Source organism: Lysinibacillus sp. FSL R7-0073 (genome assembly GCF_038009065.1).
GTDB classification, from domain to species: Bacteria; Bacillota; Bacilli; order Bacillales_A; family Planococcaceae; genus Lysinibacillus; species Lysinibacillus fusiformis.
On sequence record NZ_JBBPAS010000001.1, the window covers coordinates 4684711 to 4702569 of the forward strand.

Here is a 17859-nt window from a genome sequence, read left to right on the forward strand (position 1 = left end):
TTTATAAACTCCCTTTAGAAACTAACCATACTCTTAAAACGGATATTAATTGATCTAAATTTAATGGTTTACTAATATAATCAGATGCACCAGCTTGCAATGATTTATCACGGTCATTCTTCATAGCCTTCGCCGTCAGAGCGATAATCGGTAAATCTGTTCGCTTCATTTGTTGGCGAATAATAGTCATTGCTTCATAACCATCCATATTCGGCATCATAATATCCATAAGCACTAAATCAATCTCATGATGAGCTTGCAAAACCTCTAAGCATTCAAGTCCATCTTTAGCCACTAAAATGTTCATACCTCTTGTTTCAAGTGCCGTTTTTAAGGCATAAATATTACGGTTATCATCGTCAACGATTAAAATATTTTTCCCTTGAAATACCTCTACCTCATGTTTTAAAACTTCCCTATGATCCTGCGAGGGCTCTTCTCTATGTGCCTCTTCCTCCATTGTCACAGCTACCTCATTCAAAGCAGCAAGCTTATCGCAATGATCCTCATTGACTCCATTTGGTAAGCTTGGAATCGTTAACGTAAAGCTACTACCTTGTCCCTCTTCACTTTGCAGTGTAATCCAACCACCAAGTAGTTTCGCAAACTCCTTACAAATTGAAAGACCCAGTCCTGTTCCACCATATTTTCGAACAGTAGCCCCATCTGCTTGCTGGAATGACTCAAAGATTAATTGGTGTTTATCTTTTGGAATTCCTATACCAGTATCTGAAACAGTAATTTCTAGCCAATCAGCGCTAATATCTTGCATATTGCTTGAAAGCTGGTGCTGTGCAAGCTGGTTAATCGCTAAAGTTACAGTTCCATGTTCCGTAAACTTAAAGGCATTTGATAATAAATTCTTTATTATTTGCTGGAATCTCTTTTCATCTGTATAGAATATGTCGACAACATTATCTGCCTTTGAAATATGGAAATTTATATTTTTCTTCATCGCGACAGGTGCAAAAGTATGCTCAATTTGAACAGGTACTTCGCTCACATTCACTTCATTAAAAATGATATCTAGCTTCCCTGCCTCCACTTTTGACAAATCTAAAATATCATTAATCAATGCAAGCAAATCTTCACCTGAAGAATGGATAACCTTCGCAAATTCTGCCTCCTCATCTGTTAAGTGGTCCTGACTATTTTCTGCGAGCATCTCTGACAAAATTAATATGCTATTTAAAGGCGTTCTTAGTTCATGTGACATATTCGCTAAAAACTCAGATTTGTAATTAGAATTAAGTATAAGCTGTTCTGCACTTTTCTCTAATTCCTGCTTCGCCTTCTCTAGCTCACGTGATTTGGACTCTGCCTCTTTCGTTCGCTCTTCAAGCTGCTCATTAATCATCGTCAGCTCTTCTGTCTGCATTTGTAATTCCTCAGATTGTGTTTGAAGTTCTTCTGATTGAACTTGCAACTCCTCCGTCATTGCTCTTGATTCATTCAATAATCGAACAATTTCCATACGCCCTAATACACCATTGACGGTTAATCCAAAGGTTTCTGTAACCTGTTTTACTAGCTCCTGCTGTAATGCATTAAATTTAGTCATTGTAGCTAACTCAACAACGGCTATGACTTCATTTTCAAAAATTACAGGAATTAATAAAATATGCTGTGGTCTTATTTCACCTAGTCCTGTTCTAATTAAACGATACTCTTGCGGAATATTATCATAAAATAACACTCTTTTTTCTAATGCACATTGACCGATTAAACCTTGTCCTACTTTAAAGCTCTCCATACCGACACGATCATCTCCATCAGCAAAAGCAGCCTTTTTCATAAATAGTACTTGTTCCTCTGCCTCTTCCCGAACATAGAATGCTCCAAGAGATGCCTGTGTTTTCTGTGCCATTTCTGATAGGAAAGTTTCAGCCAATTTCGTAATAGCTGAAATACCTTGATATTTTGTTACAATATCAGCAATATTCGTTTGCAACCATTCTCTCTTCTCGACCGATTCCAATAATATATTAGTCGCATCGGCAAGCTCATTAATTTCATCATTTGTATTGACATGTATTCTTCTTTTGAAATCGCCCTTCGTAGCAGCCATTTCCTGAATCGTTTGTGTTACCTCTGTTATAGTTTTTACAATGGAACGGGAAATTCCACTTGCTATGACAATAGCAATTACAGAAACAAAAATTAAAATCCCAAATAGACCGCTAGTTAATTGACTATTTTGTTTGTCTAACTGAGTAGCCTTTGCTTGTGTGTAAGAATTTTCAGTTGCGCGGAATGCATCGAATAATTTGCGCATCTTCTCCATGTCTTTGCGCCCATTATCAACTTTAAAAAACTCCGTTAATGCTTTTGTATTACCGTCCTTCTTATATTGAATAGTTGGCCCACCCGTTGTTTCAATCCAATGCTCAATCGTTTCCTCTATCTCTTTTAATTTTTCCAGCTGTGTTGGTTTATCTTTCATTTGCTGATAAAGATCATTAAAATCTATTTTCCAATTTTCCGCTCCATTATCATAGGGCTCCAGATAACTAGGTTCACCCGTAATAATAAACGCTCGCTGACTTGATTCCATATCCAATATATATTTTTCAATATCATTGGTTAATGTTTTCACATTAGAGTCGTACCTAATAATAAAATTTCTCTCCTTTTGCAAAGAAGTAATTTGATTATTTAGGATGATCACTGATGCAAGTAAGCAAAGAATAATGACGATATAACCTAATGTAATCTTGGAGCGTATACCCAGTTTTAATTTATTTAACATTTGGTTTTCCTACCTTTACCTTTCTTGAACTCTATTTTTGTTATAAATGTGACTAGAATATCAACTTAAACATTCATATAAAGAAATTTTGCAGCCTGCGCATTAATAAGTCTTAGTTTCTCACATATACATTTTATATTGAACCATTTCTAACTAAGGAGAGAATGCATGTGGACATATTCGTAAGGCCAGGAGATTCCCTTTGGCATTTCAGTGAAGTGTTTAAAATACCTCTTCCACTCATTTTAGATTCCAATACCAATATAAATCCTCAATTTTTAAGAGTCGGGCAACGCATTCATATTCCTGGATTTGTGACCATTGACTATCAAGTAAAACAAGGGGATTCCCTTTGGCAAATTGCACAGAGATATAATCTCCCACTTGTTGCCATATTACTTGTAAATCCAGGTCTTAATCCAAGTCAATTACAAATTGGCCAGATAATTCACATACCACAACGCATTACATGGCGCTTAATTGATGGTAAGCAAAATTATACGTACAACATCATGATGAATGATATTCAAAGGCTAGTTAACGCCTATCCATTTCTTCGCAGTTCTATCATTGGTAGCTCTGTTTTAGGTAAGGAATTACCAGAGCTATTAATTGGGAATGGAGCTAAACGTGTTCACTATAATGGCTCCTTCCATGCCAATGAATGGATTACTACACCTATTATTCTAACATTTTTAAATGACTATTTGCTCGCTCTCACGAACCAAAATAATATGAATGGACTTTCTTTATTCCCTCTTTATCAGCAAACGACCCTATCCGTAGTACCAATGGTGAATCCTGATGGCGTCAATTTAGTCATACAAGGACCCCCAAATGATGAATCATTAAAAAATCAACTCATCTCATGGAATAATGATAGCTCTGATTTTTCTGGCTGGAAAGCAAACATCCATGGTGTCGATTTAAATGACCAGTTTCCTGCCAAATGGGAATTAGAAAGGGCCCGTAACCCGAAAACTCCTGGGCCTAGAGATTATGGTGGAGAAAGGCCTTTGTCTGAGCCTGAGGCCATCGCTATGGCCGATTTGACCAAGCAGCGTGATTTTGCAAGAGTGCTAGCCTTTCATACACAGGGCCGCGTTATCTATTGGGGCTTTGAAAATCTTGAACCACCTGAATCAGAGGTGCTCGTTAATGAATTTAGTAGAGTGAGTGGCTATGAACCCATTCAATCTGCTGGGAGCTATGCAGGCTATAAAGATTGGTTTATCCAAGATTGGCGTAGACCAGGCTTTACCGTTGAATTAGGGAGTGGCACAAACCCTCTACCAATAAGTCAATTTGATGATATTTACGAGGAAGCTAAGGGGATCTTTCTTGCAGGATTGTATATGTAGAACAGTATGAACGTTAACTCTATTCGCTTTGAAATGGTCCCTTTGGGCATTTTTAGCGAATGGAGTTCTTTTTTCGTGCTCTAAAAAAGAAAATAAATTACTTTGACAGGCAGAGTAATATTTGCTAATATTACTCTGACAGATAGAGCAATAAAATGAAGTAGGTGACTTATGGTTCGCAGTGACATTATCCGAGGACACTTGGATTCGATTATTTTACGGCTCATTTCAGAAAAGGACCGCTATGGCTATGAAATTTCTCAGGAAATAAGTCTCCGTACAAATAATCGATTTCAGATTAAAGAAGCAACTTTGTATGCTGTTTTTCAACGTCTTGAGAAAAAAGAAATTATTGAAGCCTATTATGGAGATGTTTCACATGGTGGCAAAAGAAAGTACTACCGTATTACCTCATTGGGTAAGGCCTATTTAAATGAGTTAGTGAAAGAATGGTCGGAAGTAAAAGAAATTATTGATTTATTTATGGAGGGCGTCGAATGAAGAGAATAAAAAACCATATTGATGAGCTGTTTAAGGATATTCCTCGCAACAACGAAACGGAAATGGTTAAACAAGAAATTATTGAAAACCTTGAAGAGAAAGTATTTTATTTGATGGACCAGGGAAAAGAGCAAGAGGATGCCATCAATAAAGCAATTGTAGAGTTTGGAGACATAGAAGATTTAAAAAAGGAACTGGGCGTTAAGGTGCCTGCTAAGAAAAACATGGCTAAATTAAATTTAGAGTTCTCTCTTTGGGGTAGTGGCTTAATTATTGCATTCTTTATTTTTATTAATCTTTATTACACACCACAAACAATTTGGGCAATCTATCCAATCTTCGCCATTCTTTGGTGGCCATTGTCCATGTACTTTGTATGGTCTCGTAAGAGATGGGGTGAATAAACATGAAGAATTTTATAAGCTTTTCGCTAGCTGGGAGCATTATGACAATGATTTTTTTAGGTATCGTCAATTTCACGACATCGCCCCAAACGATGTGGTTTATCTATCCTTGCTTACTGCTGTTACTTTGGCCGATTACAATCATCTGTATGTATAAAAAAATGTATAAACAATACTCAATTATTTGTAGTACGATGATTATCGTGTTTCTTATTATAGAAAACTATATTTACACACCGGATCATCTATGGTTCATTTACGCCATTTACCCTATTCTCTGGTGGCCAATTCTGATGTACTTAGATGAAAAAGCAAAAACGCTAAAAATCGCACTGATAGGCTGTGCTTCTACTATTATTTATTATGCTTTACTAAATTTCATTTTATCACCTCAATATCCTTGGGCAATCTATCCAGCATTTTTAGTTATATGGTGGCCCCTAGCTTTATACCATGCTCAACGAAAAACATTTGTGGCTTTCTCCGTCACCGCTACATTATTAATAAGTATCTTTTTTATCATCGTAAATATTGTTTCTTCACCAGGAGTTATATGGGCAATCTACCCTATTTTTGTTACGCTTTGGTGGCCTCTGAGTATGTATTTTTATGTGTATAAAAGAAGAATGTATCAAGCGACATTCGCAAAACGCATGTAAAGAAGGAATTCGATGAAGACATATATTCATTTTATTAAAAATTTTGTAATAGTCATTGTACTTTTACTATTATTGATGCTTCTCTTTCCAACATGGACCCCCTCCATAAAAGGCTCGAACAGCATTAGCGTTTTAGAGCAAGTCGAAATCAATGACACTGGTCATGAAATAATGATCCGAGGTCAGGACAAAGATAACCCTGTTATTATTTTTGTTCATGGCGGACCTGGTTGCTCTGAAATACCCTATGCAGGAAAATATCAAAATTTACTAGAAGCTGAGTTTACTGTGGTCCACTATGATCAACGAGCTAGTGGGAAGTCCTTTCATTTTTTCGAGGACTATTCTAATCTTTCTTCAGATTTGCTTGTGGAGGATTTATTAGCACTGACTGATTATATAGCTAAACGACTAGACAAAGAAAAAGTCATCTTAATTGGTCATTCCTATGGCACATATATTGCTACACAAGCAGCCGCAAACGCCCCTGAAAAATATGAAGCTTATATTGGAATAGGACAAATGAGCAATACAATCGAAAGTGAGAACGATAGTTTAAATTTCACTATCCATCAGGCTCAACTGCAAGGTAACAAAGATGATGTTTTACATTTACAACAGTTAGCTGATGAAATTAAGGCTGGTACAATGTTTACACCTCGAAATTACGTCAATAAGTATGGTGGTGCTACCAGATTAATTGATAATCCTGATGGAAATACGCTAGGGATGCTGTTCAGTAAAGAGTATAATTTATTAGATATTATCCGTTATAACTATGGTTTATCCCTGTCTCAAGAGGCTTTATTAAAAAAGATCATACAGCACCCCCTACCAACAAAAGTCCAAAAGCTTGATTTACCCTTCTATTTTTTAATGGGCAACTATGATTATCAAACATCCTCACAAGCAGCAAAAAATTACTTCGACCAAATCAGCGCAGAGAAAAAAGAGTTTATAGCTTACGAGCAATCTGCACACTATCCACAATTCGAAGAAAAGGAAAGATTCTTTGAATGGATGCAAGCAACTTTTAAACAATAAATGCTTATTTCTTTAGAGATATTGTATTCTTGGAAAGATATCTTCACTTGCTATATAATTCAATTATTAAATATTTTAACGGACGTGATTATATGGCTGACAGTCTACATAATGTAGAAATCATTATGAAAGAAATGCTAGAAATACAGCAAAAATCAAAAATGTTTGTAGACCTTTTATCTGAAGGAGAAGCCTTATCGCAAAACCAGCTAATCCTACTTCTACAACTTAAAATAAATAATGGCATGAAAGCGACAGAAATTGCAGATTTCTTTAGTGTAACACCTGGAGCTGTAACCTCTATGTGCGATAAACTGGAAAAACTAGCGCTCATACAACGAATTAGAGAAAATAATGATCGTCGCGTGGTCAAAATGGTTTTAACAAGTACTGGTGATGAAAAGGTCCAAGAGATCTTTTTAAAATTTTCCCAAGATAAACTTATGGACATGGCCAATATTTTAAGCGAAGTAAACAAGCTAATGAATAAAATCTTTTAGGATTTCAATAAACTTGAAATCCTTTTTTTATTGGTTCTTGACAAAAGGAAGTTGCATATAATTTAATTAATATATATTTTAACAATTAAAATATATATTAATTAAATTATAATGAGGTGACTTTTATGTTTCAAAACCTTCGTACCCTTACACTAACAAACGGCCGTATTAAAAATCTGGATGCTGATTACGAGCAATTAAATATTCGAGGAGCTGTAGCAATCCAACAAGAAGTACGTCTAAAAAAGGTATCTACTCATGGCCATAGTTCCTTTTATTTTCCTGTTATCGTCCAATCCTTTACTAGTACAGGTTCTTGTACTTTAAAGGATTATTGCGAAATGGAAGAGCTAATGAATGCGGGTAACATAAAAATACGGAATGGTCATATTCAAAAGATTAATAGCTCTGGAAAGTTAGTAGCTGAAGAGAAATTACATTGCGAGAAGCTCGATGCTATTGGAATTGTTAAAGCTGCAGAAATAACGGCTGAGCATTTTCACTTAAAATTGTCAGGAGAGAGTGAAATTGACCTGTTATCAGCTGAAAATATTTTGGTAGAAAAGGATAGGGTCACACTACTTTCATTTTTAAAGAAAAAATTAAGTTGCCATACTATTAATGGCAAACACTTGAAACTAGCCTATACCAAGGCAAAAATAGTGGATGGTGAAGTTGTTGTAGTTGGAGAAAATTGTCATATAGAAACACTTTACTATTCAGATAACTATACTATTGCTTCTAACGCAAAGGTGCAGCACATTATACGGAGGGAAAAAGAGTGCTAAAATGGCTACAAGCTTTTTTTTGCTCATTAGCATTAGCTGTATTATCCGTATTGTACGCTGGCTTATTGTTAAGTGGTGTTCTTTCAATATTAGCTGGCTTTTTAAGAACATTTGGATTTCATCAAATTAAGATGAGCGTTTGGTATGGTGTAGAATTACCTGTTATATTAAGCATCCCTCTAGCATTGCTAGTAGCTATACTGCTGTTCTTTTGTGCAAGGTATGTCAAACATTCTATAGCTTTTTGCTTCTCGAAGATCAGAAATTAATATGAAAGAGCGTTAAAGGAACAGCACTTTAACGCTCTTCTACTTGCTTATTTTGAATGACTTGACCGCTTATCATGAAACAGGGAGCACGAAGGAAATTCTACTGTATTATGAGAGTTCCCCTTCAAGAAATTGAATGAGATACATTTCTGGCCTAGCAAGGAAATCTATAAAACTACTTAAATCTGCATATACCTCATGCTCCAAATCGTAACAACCTACCTGTCCCTTTGGGTTCCATACTAATTGCAAATCAGAGTACTGATCGATAGTGGCTGAAATACGGAGCAGTTTTTGACCGCCAACCCTCATCTCAATTGTTTCCGTCAGTTTGAAAAAATCGATGTACTGAATATCATAATTATTGACTGCAAGCTTAAGATGTAATTGATTTCCTGTCAGAAAGTTAAGCAGCTCACTCGGTAATTTATACTTTTTTAATTCATATTTTTTATTTTCTATATAATGAAGCTCAGCAGGTTCTAACGCCTTCAAATATTGAGCTATCTCTATATTTTTTATACTTACTGCAATGTTATACGCTCTTTCTCCATCCTTTTCTGTTAATAAAATATCTGCCCCCCGCTCAACTAAATACCTCACCATAGCTATATGACCCATACGTGTGGCAATTGTTAATGGTGTAGGCTCATACGGATAAACCGTATCGGGCTTTTGATAATTAATATCTACCCCTTGATCAAGTAAATAGGTAACCATATTTTTGTCATAATTTGATACAGCCTGACGTAATACTGCCCCACCATGCTGTTTTATATCAAGCCCTAGTTCATGAATAAGCGGGATATTTTTCTTATTACCATAGTAGGCCTGCGAGTAGGCACCAGATCCAACGCAATTATGTCCATCTAATTTTGCCCCATGTGAAACGATATAGCGGATTATATTCTCCTTACAATATCGAACAGCTCTTAAAAAAGAAGGATTTTGATTAACATTCAAATTAACATGATAGTCGATTAATAGCTTTACAACATCCAACTTTTGAGCAATCAATGCTATATCTAAAGGACTTAATGATATGTGCTTACTTAAAATAATATCTTCTTCAATATCCCAGCCATTCACTTTTGCAACTTGTAATGCAGCTATATCACCAGTATAAATATGCATGGCAATTTCGGGCACTTCCTGAAATGTTCCAATATCTTTTAATTTAATCATCTAATGCTAGGCCCCCTTCCTATGTTTATAAAAAGTATAGAAAATAACATCCTATTAAACAACGGGGCATAATACTTACAATTTAAAACCAAACAATAAAATCTATATTAAAAAGGGAGTTTTTATTCAAAATTTCCCAGGAAAAGATGACCATAAAAAAGCTCCCAATCGCAAATGGATTAAGAGCTTTTTAAACGTCTATATAATTGATTTTTATTTCAAACGAAGTGCTTCATCTGTTGTTGCATTAATTTCTTTCAGAAGCTCTGGGTGTTCTGCTAATGATAAACCGTAAGAAGGAATCATTTCTTTAATTTTTGCTTCCCACTCTTTAATATGTTGCGGGAAACATTTATTAATAACTTCTAGCATTACATGTACAGCTGTAGAAGCACCTGGTGAAGCTCCAAGTAAAGCTGCAATTGATCCATCGGCTGCACTTACAACCTCTGTACCAAATTGAAGCGTTCCTTTACCGCCTGCTTCTGTATCTTTAATGACTTGTACACGTTGACCAGCTACGATAATATCCCAATCATCACTCTTCGCATTTGGAATGAATTCACGTAATTCTTCCATACGTTGCTCTTTAGAAAGCATAAGTTGTTGGATTAGATATTTTGTTAATCCCATCTCTTTAACGCCTGCCGCTAATAAAGTTGTGATATTATGCGGTTTTACAGAGGCAAATAAATCCATGTTTGAACCTGTTTTTAAGAATTTCGGTGAGAAACCTGCAAATGGTCCAAATAGTAACGACTTCTTATTATCAATATAACGTGTATCTAGATGCGGAACTGACATTGGTGGTGCACCCACTTTTGCTTTTCCGTATACTTTTGCATGATGCTGTTCAGATATTTCTTGGTTATTACATGCTAGGAATAAACCGCTAATTGGGAATCCACCAATATGTTTACCTTCAGGAATACCTGATTTTTGTAGTAATTCTAGGCTTCCTCCACCAGCTCCAAGGAAGACAAATTTTGCTGAATGATATTCCATTTTACAGCCGTCTAAATCATGCACACGTACTTCCCATGAACCATCACTAGCTTGTTTTAAACTTTCAACACTATGATTGTAGTTAACATCCACGTCATTTGCTTTTAAGTGGTCAATTAACATACGTGTTAAAGCACCAAAGTTAACATCTGTACCCGTGTCAATTTTTGTTGCAGCAATGTCTTCACCAGCTGGACGATTTTCCATAATAAGTGGAATCCATTTTTTTAGTGTTTCAGGGTCATTTGAAAATTCCATTCCTTCAAATAAAGGATTTTGAATCATTGTCTCATGACGTTTTTTAAGAAACTCAACATTTTCTTTCCCCTGCACTAAACTCATATGTGGTAAAGGCATAATGAAGTCTTGTGGATTATTGATCAGCTTATTGTTTACAAGATAAGACCAAAATTGTCTTGAAACCTGGAACTGTTCATTAACATTAATCGCTTTTTTGATATCGATTGATCCGTCTTTTTTCTCTGAAGTGTAGTTCAGCTCACATAGTGCAGCATGTCCAGTCCCCGCATTGTTCAATTCGTGAGAACTTTCTTCGCCTGCTTTTTCAAGCTTCTCAAACACTGTAATTTTCCAATCTGGTGCTAATTCTTTGAGTATTGTTCCCAAAGTTGCACTCATGATTCCGGCACCAATTAAGATAACATCTGATTTTATTTGTCTGTTACTCATTTTTACCTTCCTTATATGTTAAGATTTGCAGAAAGGATGTAAGCACTCCTGCTTTAGAAGTACTGTAAGCCATGGAGCAACCTCGGAGCACACCATTTCTGTATCAATTATTACCTTATTGCAGTTTATCACAATTAGTTCAAGAATAAAATATCAACTATTTATATGAGAGTTATCAGCTTTTTTCGAGCCTTTATCATCATAATTCAAGCAAAAAACTCATTTTTCATTAGACACAAAACTAGGATATTTTAAGTTTTATGGAATAACGGGCCTAAAAATGGTTGACATTTTCATAAAAAATATATTCTCTTTTATTATTATATTTGTATAATAACATAAAAACTGACACGCGTCTCATATCAGAATGAGGCAGATTAACCTTCTATTGGGCTTTTTACATGCCAGCCATCTATACAAAAACCACCCATTTGTTGTAACACATAACTAACTAATGTCTCCAATGATTCCAACATCTGTTCAGCCTTGTTCTCTTTCAGTGCATGCAGAAACATTTGTTTTAAGCGCTCATCAGGAAAGGCTGACTTCATATACTTTTGCAGGTAGAGAGGATCTACGAGATAGGCATGGATTTGATAAGGAGGAATCGTATACACATTTAAAAACTGTCCATACTCCATGAGCAAAGACGCCAATGCATTATGATAAACACAGATAAAGTCTCCCCTCTTTTGCTCATAACAGTCTTTTACATTATCTAACATATCCCATAATCCGTATTTTTTTATTTCTAGCACCGTTTTATTAATTGTTTCATAATTTTTCTCTAGCCATGCATATGCCTCTATCTTTAATTCATTTATTATTCCAGTATAATCAAATAAAATATGCCCTGTTTGAAATTGTACCATCGCCATTGTCCTATGTTTATTAAAATCATCTTGGAAATAGCGCCAAATTTGACCTGATGGATTAGCAAAGTATTCAATCAGAAAGCCATCAATTATTTGATTACCTCTTTCTTGCCATGTCACATCATTTGATAAAATAATATGTACATCTATATCAGAACGTTCGGAAGGATGTCCTGTAACGTAACTCCCACAAATTAACGCGCCTACTACTTCGTCTCTGTCCTGCCATCTTTCAAAATGTTTCAAGTGCTTTTCTTCAATTTGCCAACGTCATTCCTCTTTATTATGTATTTTTTAGTATGTCAACAAAACCTAGCAATCCCCTGACAATTGCTTTTTAATGATTGCTGCGACTTCCTATAAATAACGAATGTACTAAATAAAATCCTTCGAGAGTATACTTCTTGAAGGATTTTGATATGGAGCCACTATTAAAATAGATCAGATAAAAAACTTTGCATAGATGTTGGCAATAATTGATAAAATACTCCCTCATATTTGATATCGAGTATACCCGCAATAATAATTACAACTACTACTAATAAAAAGACTTTCTTATTTTTAGAAATCCACTTCAATAGATTCCACTCCTCTAACTTTATAGTAAACATATTTAAGTATAGTTGAGGATCATACAAAATAGTAATACCTATTTATGTCTGTCACCTCAGTCTGCAATGCTACATAAATTAAATAAAAGAACAAGAATGATTTTAGAAGGGAATGGCTATGGTAAATTTTAAATCATTTCGTGGTGTCATTACACAAATTAGTGATTTTCCAGTGGGGCAAAATGGTGACAGGGATGGTTGTTATAAAATGATGAGTGTGGAAGATGGTGTAGGCGGAGTCGTCAACTTTGTCATTTCTCCTTCTACTTATTTTGTGAATCATGAAGTTGTTAGAGCTGGTGAATGGGTCACTGGTTATTATGATGGAGATGCGCCTGTACCTATGATTTATCCACCACAATATCGTGCATTAATTGTAGTAAAAGAAAGTAACTTTCAAAACGTGAAGGTAGATTTTTTTAATCAACAATTGGTGAGTAGCGATGGGCAATTACAATTAAACCTTTCTCCTTCAACCGTTATGTCACTTAAAAATGGGCAACCTTTTACAAAAAGCCCTGCTAATCGAAACCTGATTGTTATGTATGGTCCTACTACTAGAAGTATACCTGCCCAAACTACTCCATATGAGATAGTCGTTTGGTGTTAAGGCAAAGTTAGACGGCTTAAGTCCATCCACTTGGACTTAAGCCGTTTTTGTTTGTTACTGTCCAGACATATTTTCTTTCATTTCATGTAGCTGCTGCTTGATCTGCTCTAGATACTCTTTATTTTGCTGCACTGTATCCAAATGTTCACCGTATTGCTCTGCATTGAGACGTGCATTTTCTGCATGTTTGATTTGATCAAAGGCATGCTCGATAGCCATTTCCTCAGGGTGTGATTTCGCATGCTTTAACATACGATCCGCCTTTTGCACCGAGTTACTAAATAATGTACTTGGATGATCCTGCTTCCAACTTGTATCTGAGTGTTTTGCCAATTTACTCTCTTCCCTTCCCAAAAAAGTTTTCATTGTTCAAATGTAGTATTATGAAATGCTCAGAAAATATGTATGGAAAGTATATTAAATAACACAATATTTCCCAGGCTATAAGTGAAGAACTAAGGCATCTAACTTAGTTCTTCTCGTTGTGTTGAATAGTTGTCAAATATAAACTAGTGCCACGCCGTCCGTTCACTGACTGGTTGTTTGATACCTGTTTTTCCTTTAGTTTCAGCTAAATTATTTACCTGTGCTGAAGATGTATCAAGTTCAAATTCAGAACCAAACTCTTCCTGGAGCTTTTGTCGAGGTTGGTTTGTTATGCTTGCACTTCTCGTTTCATTTGCTTTTGCATTTTTACGATTTGTATTCATATTTGACATAACCATCCTCCACTAATTATTTGAGAAGCTTTTAAACATTTATGCGTTCTAAAATCTTCTCACTGTAAAGTTTGTCCATGTTAAAAGAAAGCATGTACAGTAAATTTTTATTTTACAAAGCATTATTGTGGAGGCTCTTTCCACGACGTCTCATTGTTATTCCTTTTATGTCGCTTGCAATCTTATTTTCTTTCTGACTATAATACTTGTATACAAGTATACTGAAAATAAAAAAGGTGATATTATGAGCGAATCTAATGATTATTTATATCCTCAAAAATGGCTTTCTAAGGCTTCAACTGGCGATCGTGTAGCTTATGAGCTTAGAATGCGTATTATTTCAGGATTAATTGAAAGCGGTACCATTCTTTCTGAAAACAAATTAGCAGCCGATTTTGAAGTAAGTCGTTCACCCATTCGTGAAGCATTAAGGACATTGGCATCTGAGAACATCATCAGACTTGAGAAAATGGGCGCTGTTGTCATTGGTTTGTCAGAGAAGGAAATTGAAGAAATATATGATGTTCGTTTACTGATTGAGACATTTGTGTTTGAACGCCTGATTAAAATGGATACAACTAACCTAGCGCTGGAACTTAGCAAAACATTAGAAATGATGAAGGTTGCCATAAAATATAATGATGCAGATGAATTTTCTTATCAGGATGTTATGTTCCATGAAGCTATTATTCGCTCCATTGAACATTCCTATATCGAGATGATCTGGAATAATTTAAAACCAGTAATGGAAGGATTAATACTACTATCCATGCGTATGCGCTTTATTGAAAAATACGATGATTTCACTCGTATTGTGAAAAATCACGAGCTATATATAGATGCTATCCGAGCTAAAGATCGAGAGCTCATGATTAAATCTTTACATGACAATTTTGACGATGTTCAAGGGACTGTGGAAGACCTATGGAGGTCACAGCAAATGCTATCTAAAGGGGTTGAGTCACAGGATGACTAACTATATGTTAGGTGTGGATATAGGGACTACTAGCACAAAAGCTGTATTATTCAGCGAGCAAGGCGAAGTTATTCAACAAGAAAATATCGGGTATCCACTATATACACCTGATATTTCTACGGCGGAGCAAAATCCAGAAGAGATTTTTCAGGCAGTACTGCAAGCAATTTCAAATATTATGAAAGTCCATTCGGGCAAACCATTATTATTTGTATCCTTTAGTAGCGCCATGCATAGTGTGATTGCGATAGATGAAAATGACCGACCGTTAACTCCTGTCATTACTTGGGCGGATAATCGTAGTGAGGCGTGGGCACATAAAATTAAGGATGAATGGAACGGGCATGAGATTTATAAAAGAACGGGGACCCCTATTCATCCAATGTCCCCACTAAGTAAAATTACATGGCTTGTAAAGGAACACCCTGAACTAGCTAGTAAAACAAAAAAATTTATCGGTATTAAAGAATATATTTTTAAAAAGTTCTTCAATGAATATGTCGTGGATTATTCATTAGCCTCCTCTATGGGGATGATGAATCTTCACACTTTAGATTGGGATGAAGAAGCATTAACGGTTGCTGGAATTACAAGTGCACAATTATCAACACTCGTACCAACAACTAAATATTTCACCAACTGTCATCCAATTTTAGCTGAGCAAATCGGCATTGATCCACAAACACCTTTTGTGATCGGTGCAAGTGATGGTGTGCTTTCAAATTTAGGAGTTAACGCCATTAAAGAGGGCGAAATTGCCGTTACAATTGGGACAAGTGGTGCCATTCGTACGATTATTAATAAGCCCAAAACGGATGTAAAAGGAAGAATTTTTTGTTATGCGTTAACAGAAAACCATTGGGTTATTGGTGGCCCCGTAAATAATGGTGGCATGGTCCTTCGTTGGATTCGTGATGAGTTTGCCTCTTCTGAAATTGAAACGGCTAAAAGATTAGGCATTGATCCGTACGACGTGTTAACGAAAATTGCTGAGCGTGTAAGACCTGGCGCTGATGGATTACTCTTTCATCCATATTTATCAGGTGAGCGCGCTCCTTTATGGAATCCAGATGTACGTGGTTCATTTTTTGGTTTAACCATGTCACATAAAAAGGAGCATATGATACGAGCTGCTCTTGAAGGGGTTATCTACAATTTGTATACCGTATACCTAGCATTACTTGAATGTATGGAAAGTCCCGTTACACGTATTCAAGCAACAGGTGGTTTTTCACGATCAGAGATTTGGCGACAAATGATGGCTGATATTTTTGAATCAGAGGTAGTAGTACCTGAAAGCTATGAAAGTTCCTGCCTTGGTGCTTGTATTTTAGGCTTATATGCAATAGGCAAAATTGATTCCTTTGAAGTGGTTGCTGATATGATTGGTGACACTTATAAACATACACCTTTAGAAGAGGCAGCTAAAGAATATAGACAGCTACTTCCTATTTTCATTCGTTTATCAAGGGTATTAGCAGACGATTATGCGTCTATTGCTCAATACCAGAGGAGCTTAATAAAGCCTAACTAAAAAGGAGGAAAATATATGCCTTTAGTTATTGTAGGTATTGGTATTATTGCACTGTTAATTTTAATAATGGTCTTTAAATTAAATACGTTTATCTCTTTAATCATTGTTTCATTTGGTGTGGCTTTAGTTCTTGGAATACCTGTAGATAGTATTGTGAAAACGATTGAGGCAGGATTAGGCGGTACACTAGGTCACTTGGCGTTAATATTTGGACTTGGCGCAATGCTAGGGAAATTAATAGCCGATTCAGGGGGCGCACAGCGCATTGCTATGACCCTGGTGAACAAATTTGGAGAAAAAAATATTCAGTGGGCCGTGGTGGTGGCATCCTTTATTATCGGAATCGCCCTTTTCTTTGAGGTAGGACTAGTACTGTTAATACCTATTGTTTTCGCTATTTCGAGACAATTGAAGGTTTCTATTTTGTATCTAGGTATTCCGATGACAGCCGCTTTATCGGTCACACATGGATTTTTACCCCCACATCCAGGCCCTACGGTGATTGCAGGTGAATATGGGGCAAACATCGGCGAAGTATTGCTTTATGGTTTTATTATCGCCGTTCCAACTGTGATTCTAGCTGGGCCATTATTTACAAAGATAGCTAAAAGATTAGTGCCTGAATCATTCAATAAAACTGGGAATATTGCCTCTTTAGGAGAGCAAAAAACTTTTGAGTTGGAGGATACCCCTAGCTTTGGCATCAGCGTTTTCACTGCATTGTTACCAGTTATTTTAATGTCCATCGCTACTATAATTACACTGCTACAAAAAACAATAGGTTTCGAAGATAACAGCTTATTAGCCGGAATCCGCTTCATTGGAGAGGCTGGTACTGCCATGTTAATTTCCTTATTAGTAGCCGTTTATACGATGGGTATAGCAAGAAAAATTCCAATTAAGCAAGTAATGGAATCATGTACAACAGCAATCTCGCATATTGGCATGATGCTGCTGATTATTGGTGGTGGCGGTGCCTTCAAACAAGTATTAATCGATGGGGGCGTTGGTGATTATGTAGCTGAGCTATTCCATGGAACTACCTTATCACCCATTCTATTAGCATGGATTATTGCTGCTATTTTACGTATTTCATTGGGATCAGCTACTGTTGCCGCTTTAACAACAGCTGGGCTAGTAATCCCTATGTTAGGCCAAAATGATGTGAACCTTGCATTGGTGGTTCTTGCGACAGGTGCGGGAAGCTTAATTGCATCACATGTTAATGATGCTGGATTTTGGATGTTTAAAGAATATTTCGGATTAAGTATGAAAGAAACGTTTGCTACATGGACATTGCTAGAAACAATTGTATCTGTAGCTGGTCTAGGATTTATTTTATTACTTAGTTTATTTGTTTAAAAATGGACATGAAGGAG

General features: G+C 36.0%; 19 protein-coding genes. 12 read left to right on the forward strand and 7 right to left on the reverse strand.

Annotation, left to right across the window (positions count from 1 at the left end):
* Position 1 precedes the first annotated feature (1 nt).
* Positions 2 to 2749 (reverse strand): ATP-binding protein, encoded by a 2748-nt coding sequence (locus MKY88_RS23630; RefSeq protein ID WP_340814780.1) that lies wholly within the window; start codon positions 2747 to 2749, stop codon positions 2 to 4.
* A 170-nt stretch (positions 2750 to 2919) separates the two neighbouring features.
* On the opposite strand from MKY88_RS23630, the gene MKY88_RS23635 reads away from it, so the two are divergent.
* The 8 genes from MKY88_RS23635 to MKY88_RS23670 all read left to right on the forward strand — a co-directional run bounded on the left by MKY88_RS23635 (position 2920) and on the right by MKY88_RS23670 (position 8275).
* Positions 2920 to 4110, forward strand: a complete 1191-nt coding sequence (locus tag MKY88_RS23635; RefSeq protein ID WP_328201588.1) for a M14 family metallopeptidase — start codon at positions 2920 to 2922, stop codon at positions 4108 to 4110.
* Positions 4111 to 4281: 171 nt separating this feature from the next.
* On the forward strand, positions 4282 to 4611 hold the full coding sequence (locus MKY88_RS23640) for a PadR family transcriptional regulator (RefSeq protein ID WP_008177869.1): 330 nt from the start codon (positions 4282 to 4284) through the stop codon (positions 4609 to 4611).
* Positions 4608 to 5015, forward strand: coding sequence for a permease prefix domain 1-containing protein (locus MKY88_RS23645; RefSeq protein WP_036165121.1), 408 nt, complete (start codon positions 4608 to 4610; stop codon positions 5013 to 5015). The genes MKY88_RS23640 and MKY88_RS23645 overlap by 4 nt, the downstream gene beginning before the upstream one ends.
* A gap of 2 nt (positions 5016 to 5017) precedes the next feature.
* Positions 5018 to 5674, forward strand: a complete 657-nt coding sequence (locus tag MKY88_RS23650; RefSeq protein ID WP_069483160.1) for a hypothetical protein — start codon at positions 5018 to 5020, stop codon at positions 5672 to 5674.
* A 12-nt stretch (positions 5675 to 5686) separates the two neighbouring features.
* Positions 5687 to 6718 (forward strand): alpha/beta hydrolase family protein, encoded by a 1032-nt coding sequence (locus MKY88_RS23655; RefSeq protein ID WP_340814781.1) that lies wholly within the window; start codon positions 5687 to 5689, stop codon positions 6716 to 6718.
* 92 nt (positions 6719 to 6810) lie between these two features.
* Positions 6811 to 7218, forward strand: coding sequence for a MarR family transcriptional regulator (locus MKY88_RS23660; protein WP_069483158.1), 408 nt, complete (start codon positions 6811 to 6813; stop codon positions 7216 to 7218).
* Between the two features lie 125 nt (positions 7219 to 7343).
* A complete protein-coding gene (locus MKY88_RS23665; protein WP_340814782.1) occupies positions 7344 to 8006 on the forward strand; it encodes a hypothetical protein in 663 nt (220 codons plus the stop codon).
* Positions 8000 to 8275 carry a hypothetical protein gene (locus MKY88_RS23670; protein ID WP_069483156.1) on the forward strand — a complete coding sequence of 92 codons (276 nt, stop codon included), beginning with the start codon at positions 8000 to 8002 and terminating at the stop codon, positions 8273 to 8275. Before MKY88_RS23665 ends, MKY88_RS23670 begins: the two co-directional genes overlap by 7 nt.
* Before the next feature lie 108 nt (positions 8276 to 8383).
* On the opposite strand, the gene MKY88_RS23675 is transcribed toward MKY88_RS23670, so the two are convergent.
* From MKY88_RS23675 to MKY88_RS23690, 4 genes are all read right to left on the reverse strand, one after another.
* On the reverse strand, positions 8384 to 9460 hold the full coding sequence (locus MKY88_RS23675) for an ankyrin repeat domain-containing protein (RefSeq protein WP_340814783.1): 1077 nt from the start codon (positions 9458 to 9460) through the stop codon (positions 8384 to 8386).
* Positions 9461 to 9673: 213 nt separating this feature from the next.
* Entirely contained in the window at positions 9674 to 11155 is a 1482-nt protein-coding gene (gene mqo, locus MKY88_RS23680) for a malate dehydrogenase (quinone) (RefSeq protein WP_069483154.1), read from the reverse strand.
* Positions 11156 to 11532: 377 nt separating this feature from the next.
* Positions 11533 to 12276, reverse strand: a complete 744-nt coding sequence (locus tag MKY88_RS23685) for a nucleotidyltransferase domain-containing protein (RefSeq protein WP_328201600.1) — start codon at positions 12274 to 12276, stop codon at positions 11533 to 11535.
* A 185-nt stretch (positions 12277 to 12461) separates the two neighbouring features.
* Positions 12462 to 12608: a hypothetical protein gene (locus MKY88_RS23690; RefSeq protein ID WP_232540724.1), complete on the reverse strand. Its 147-nt coding sequence runs from the start codon at positions 12606 to 12608 to the stop codon at positions 12462 to 12464.
* A 151-nt stretch (positions 12609 to 12759) separates the two neighbouring features.
* Here MKY88_RS23690 and MKY88_RS23695 point away from each other — a divergent pair, with 151 nt between their 5' ends.
* Positions 12760 to 13251 carry a hypothetical protein gene (locus tag MKY88_RS23695; RefSeq protein WP_069483153.1) on the forward strand — a complete coding sequence of 164 codons (492 nt, stop codon included), beginning with the start codon at positions 12760 to 12762 and terminating at the stop codon, positions 13249 to 13251.
* Positions 13252 to 13305: 54 nt separating this feature from the next.
* Here MKY88_RS23695 and MKY88_RS23700 read toward each other — a convergent pair whose 3' ends face one another.
* Positions 13306 to 13584, reverse strand: a complete 279-nt coding sequence (locus MKY88_RS23700; protein WP_089986434.1) for a hypothetical protein — start codon at positions 13582 to 13584, stop codon at positions 13306 to 13308.
* A gap of 176 nt (positions 13585 to 13760) precedes the next feature.
* Positions 13761 to 13970 carry a hypothetical protein gene (locus tag MKY88_RS23705; protein WP_328201605.1) on the reverse strand — a complete coding sequence of 70 codons (210 nt, stop codon included), beginning with the start codon at positions 13968 to 13970 and terminating at the stop codon, positions 13761 to 13763.
* 244 nt (positions 13971 to 14214) lie between these two features.
* Between MKY88_RS23705 and MKY88_RS23710 the strand changes: the two genes are divergently transcribed.
* From MKY88_RS23710 to MKY88_RS23720, 3 genes are read left to right on the forward strand one after another with little or no spacing between them, the layout of a single operon-like run.
* Complete coding sequence (locus MKY88_RS23710; RefSeq protein ID WP_328201608.1) at positions 14215 to 14946, forward strand: GntR family transcriptional regulator; 732 nt, start codon at positions 14215 to 14217, stop codon at positions 14944 to 14946.
* Positions 14939 to 16480, forward strand: a complete 1542-nt coding sequence (gene gntK / locus MKY88_RS23715; protein ID WP_193833478.1) for a gluconokinase — start codon at positions 14939 to 14941, stop codon at positions 16478 to 16480. The genes MKY88_RS23710 and gntK overlap by 8 nt, the downstream gene beginning before the upstream one ends.
* 15 nt (positions 16481 to 16495) lie before the next feature.
* Complete coding sequence (locus tag MKY88_RS23720) at positions 16496 to 17842, forward strand: GntP family permease (RefSeq protein ID WP_328201612.1); 1347 nt, start codon at positions 16496 to 16498, stop codon at positions 17840 to 17842.
* Positions 17843 to 17859: the final 17 nt, after the last annotated feature.